This window comes from Marisediminitalea alba (genome assembly GCF_002993365.1).
GTDB lineage: Bacteria > Pseudomonadota > Gammaproteobacteria > Enterobacterales > Alteromonadaceae > Alteromonas > Alteromonas alba.
The window spans coordinates 1-3,818 of record NZ_PVNP01000176.1; the positions used below are offsets into that span (position 1 = coordinate 1).

Genomic DNA, 3,818 nt, shown 5'->3' on the forward strand with positions numbered 1-3,818 from the left:
ATCAATTGGCACGCTTTGGTTTGGATATAGCCGACTTGCAGTTATGGCTCAATGCTGCGACAGGTGGAGAAACCGCTGGAATGATTTTTGAGGGCGACAGACGCTTTAAAATTGTCGTGCGATATGCCGACGACATTCGAAATGAACTCACTCAGCTTGAGACCATTCCCATCGTTACGCCCTCTGGTGAGCATGTACCGATAAGCGAATTAGCCACACTGGCATTTAAAGAAGTACCTAGCCAAATAAGCCGGGAGAATGGCAAACGTAGTATTGTTGTCACAGCAAATGTGCGTGACAGAGATATTGGCACTTTTGTTGAAGAAGCTCAGGTGAGAATTAATGATGAAGTAGATTTACCTGCTGGTTATTGGCTCGACTATGGTGGAACCTTTGAGCAGCTCGAAAGTGCGAGTCAACGATTGACGATTGTGGTACCGGTTACGTTGTTTGTGATTTTGACTATGCTGGTAATTGCGTTTGGTTCAATACGTGATGCGTTAATTATCTTCACAGGTATCCCTTTGGCATTAACAGGCGGTGTAATGTCTCTTTGGTTAAGGGGTATGCCTTTATCCATATCCGCGTCGGTAGGGTTTATCGCACTGTCTGGGATTGCCGTATTAAACGGATTGGTAATGCTGTCCTTCATTAAGCAACGTTTGCTTGATACCGGCAAGTTAGAGAATAGCATTGTTGAAGGGGCACTTATTCGCTTGCGTCCGGTATTAATGACGGCATTAGTGGCAAGCTTAGGATTTGTGCCCATGGCGCTGAATACGGGCATAGGTGCAGAAGTGCAAAGACCGTTGGCGACGGTTGTGATTGGCGGCATTTTGTCCTCGACACTGCTTACTTTGGTTGTTCTACCAGTTCTCTACAGAATAGTGTATGGGAGACATTTAACTAAATTGACGATTAATCACGCTAGTTAATACTGGTTATGGAGAAGGTCGATTCCTAGTATCGACCTTTGAAATACAAACGCTGGAAAGTAATAGTTGATGGTATCATTGGTTATTTTATAACTAAATCGGTAATACTGTTAAGAAAATGAATAGGACGCTCCAAGCAACTACATTAGATATGTGGGAGGGGCTTTATGAACTTTAGTAAAGCAGCAAAACATCATGTGTTTAAAAAGTTAAATCATGCACAGTCACAATCATAGTCACGACCATTCACATGGACGTTCGAGTGATGCGTCAAAGCGTATTGGTTGGGCGTTTTTCTTAAATGTGGTGTTCACTGTTATCGAGTTCGTTGGTGGCTGGTTAACTAACAGTACCGCTATTATGGCGGATGCTGTTCATGATTTAGGCGATAGTTTATCTATTGGCACCTCATGGGGTTTAAACAAGCTCAGTGAAAAAGATGCTAATCGTACATTTTCCTATGGATACAAACGGTTTTCACTGCTGGGCGCATTAATTAACGGCGTTGTGCTGACTATTGGTTCCGTTTGGATACTTATTTGAAGCCATTCCCAGACTGGCTGAGCCTGAAATGCCCCAGGCTGACGGGATGTTGTTATTGTCAATCTTTGGTATCGCCGTAAACGGTTATGCTGCCTACAAACTCAGTGAAGGGAATTCGCTTAATGAGCGCGTGCTCAATTGGCACCTACTCGAAGATGTCCTGGGTTGGGTGGCCGTATTTATCGTATCGATTGTATTGATGTTCAAGCCTTGGGCGATTTTAGATCCCATTTTATCCATCGGTTTTACCTTATTTATTTTTTTCAATGTGATCCGTAATTTAAAACAAACCTTAATGTTGTTTTTGCAAGCCACGCCCGATAGAGCGCAACTTGAACGCATCCGAGATGATTTGTTATCAAATGAACACGTCAGTGACTTACACCATTTTCATATTTGGTCGCTCGATGGTGAGCGCAATGTGATGACCGTTCACTTAGTGCTAGTTGGAGATGTGTCCACAGAGCATATTCAAACGCTTAAAAATGACGTTCAACGCTCACTCAAGAAATATAATTTTGAGCATACGACGGTCGAGTTTGAATTTGCGGATGAACAATGCCGTGACGAGGCGCAAGGCAATTGATAGACTAGTCGAGATGAAAACACTTAAACGAACAAGCTACATCATGATCATGCTGATTGTATTTCAGTCGTTTTCTGCTGTCGCTAATTCATTGGATTTTCATGCAATAGACACTGAGCACCTGCAACACGAGCATGATCATGCCGAGAATAGCAGCAACGCTTCGGTAAGCCCTGAAATAGATATCAGTGAAGATGATGCGATAGCGCACCATAATCCTGCCGATTGCCACCACTGCGGACACTGCCACGGCTCACATGCCCAATGGGTAGGACATCACAGCATCAATAACCTTAATGAGGTGGCGTCCGGCCACAACTTCAACTATTTGGATGCCGTCTTAGACGCAGCCATCAACCGCCTATTACGACCACCCAAATACATGTCCTAAAACCTCTTTAGATTACGTCGCATTCAAACGTTCATGCGATGTTCGCTTTTAATAGACAATTAGGACTTCACTATGAAACCGTCTTTTTTAATTGGGCGTGCCCGTGCTATCACCTGCCTGCTTATATTCGGTCTGCCCATTATCGCCCAAGCCGAGTCTTCGGTATGGACTAACGTGCGCTCATACGAGCCAAAAACACCGCTAATGCGTGAAAGCATTACCCTTGAAGATGCGATCAAACGCACATTGGCAGATAACCCAAATTTGCATGAGTTTGAATTCAGACAACAAGTGTTGGCGGGTGAAACAAAAACAGCAGGCTTAAAACCCGGTTTGATCGCCGGTGTTGAGCTTGAAAACTTTTTAGGAACAGGTGAGGTATCTGGCCTTAAAGAGCTTGAGATGACGCTTACTTTGTCATCAGTGATACAGCTCGACAACAAACCTGCCGCCAGGCTGGGTGTGCTTTCAGCGCGCAGGGAGCAACAAGATGTTGAAAAGAAAATCCGCACTTTGGACTTACTCGGTGAACTTAACCGCCGCTACATTCACGTGCTGTCGCTCCAAGCGTTATTGGCCGTGACCAAGGAAGCTGAAGCACTGGCGAGATATACCCTTGAGGCCGTGTCCAAAAGAGTGGAAGCCGGTGCATCGCCGCTACTTGAGCAAAAAAGGGCGCTATCAGCACTTGCTCAATCCCAACTTGATGTTGACGTGACCAAGCAAAACCTTCGCTTTGCCATACGCAGTTTAGCGATCATGTGGGGAGAGCCAAATCCAAGCTTTAGGCGAGTAGAGGGTAAACTCTTTGTCTTCCAAGAAACAGCTTCCTTTAATGCACTGTCAATGGCTATTCAAAACAGCCCACATATTGACTTGTTTGCGCAGCAAAGCCGCGTTCAATCAGCCCAACTTCGCTTAGTGCAAGCAGGCAACAGGCCAGACATTGAGTGGTCAGCCGGTATCCGCCGGATACAAGGTATCGATGAGACTGCGTTTGTCGCCGGGGTGAGTGTGCCGCTGTTTCAGAAACAGCGCAATCTAGGTGAATATGAAGCACAAAAAGCACGGCTTGATTTGATTGAACAACAAAAACAAAGCGACGTGCGAAATCTATTGCATTCAGTCTGACGTGCTCCAATAGATTCACACAGCCAGTTAAGGGATAATTATCTCAACTGGAGTGTATATGAAAACGCGAAAAAGCTACTCGAAAGAATTCAAACTGGATGCGGTGAGTCTGGTTACAGAACAAAATTACAAGATTGCTGAGGCTGCCCGCAGTCTTGGTATCAGCGCCAATATGTTAGGCCGCTGGCTTAAAGAGCAAGAATCTGAAGGTGCCCACGCATTTCGTGGCAAT

At 45.1% G+C, this 3,818-nt stretch carries 4 protein-coding genes and 1 pseudogene; all 5 read left to right on the forward strand.

The features are described from left to right. A partial coding sequence (locus tag C6Y40_RS15530; protein ID WP_170308516.1) for an efflux RND transporter permease subunit occupies positions 1 to 935 on the forward strand: 935 nt, incomplete at its 5' end. Positions 936 to 1,151: 216 nt separating this feature from the next. After that, a pseudogene (locus C6Y40_RS15535) lies at positions 1,152 to 2,064 on the forward strand (cation diffusion facilitator family transporter). 13 nt (positions 2,065 to 2,077) lie between these two features. Further along, positions 2,078 to 2,455: a hypothetical protein gene (locus C6Y40_RS15540; RefSeq protein WP_105935359.1), complete on the forward strand. Its 378-nt coding sequence runs from the start codon at positions 2,078 to 2,080 to the stop codon at positions 2,453 to 2,455. A gap of 204 nt (positions 2,456 to 2,659) precedes the next feature. Next, positions 2,660 to 3,586: a TolC family protein gene (locus C6Y40_RS15545; RefSeq protein WP_240621980.1), complete on the forward strand. Its 927-nt coding sequence runs from the start codon at positions 2,660 to 2,662 to the stop codon at positions 3,584 to 3,586. Positions 3,587 to 3,644: 58 nt separating this feature from the next. Then, positions 3,645 to 3,818, forward strand: a 174-nt coding sequence (locus tag C6Y40_RS15550; RefSeq protein WP_146129494.1) for a transposase, incomplete at its 3' end; no start/stop codon positions are given.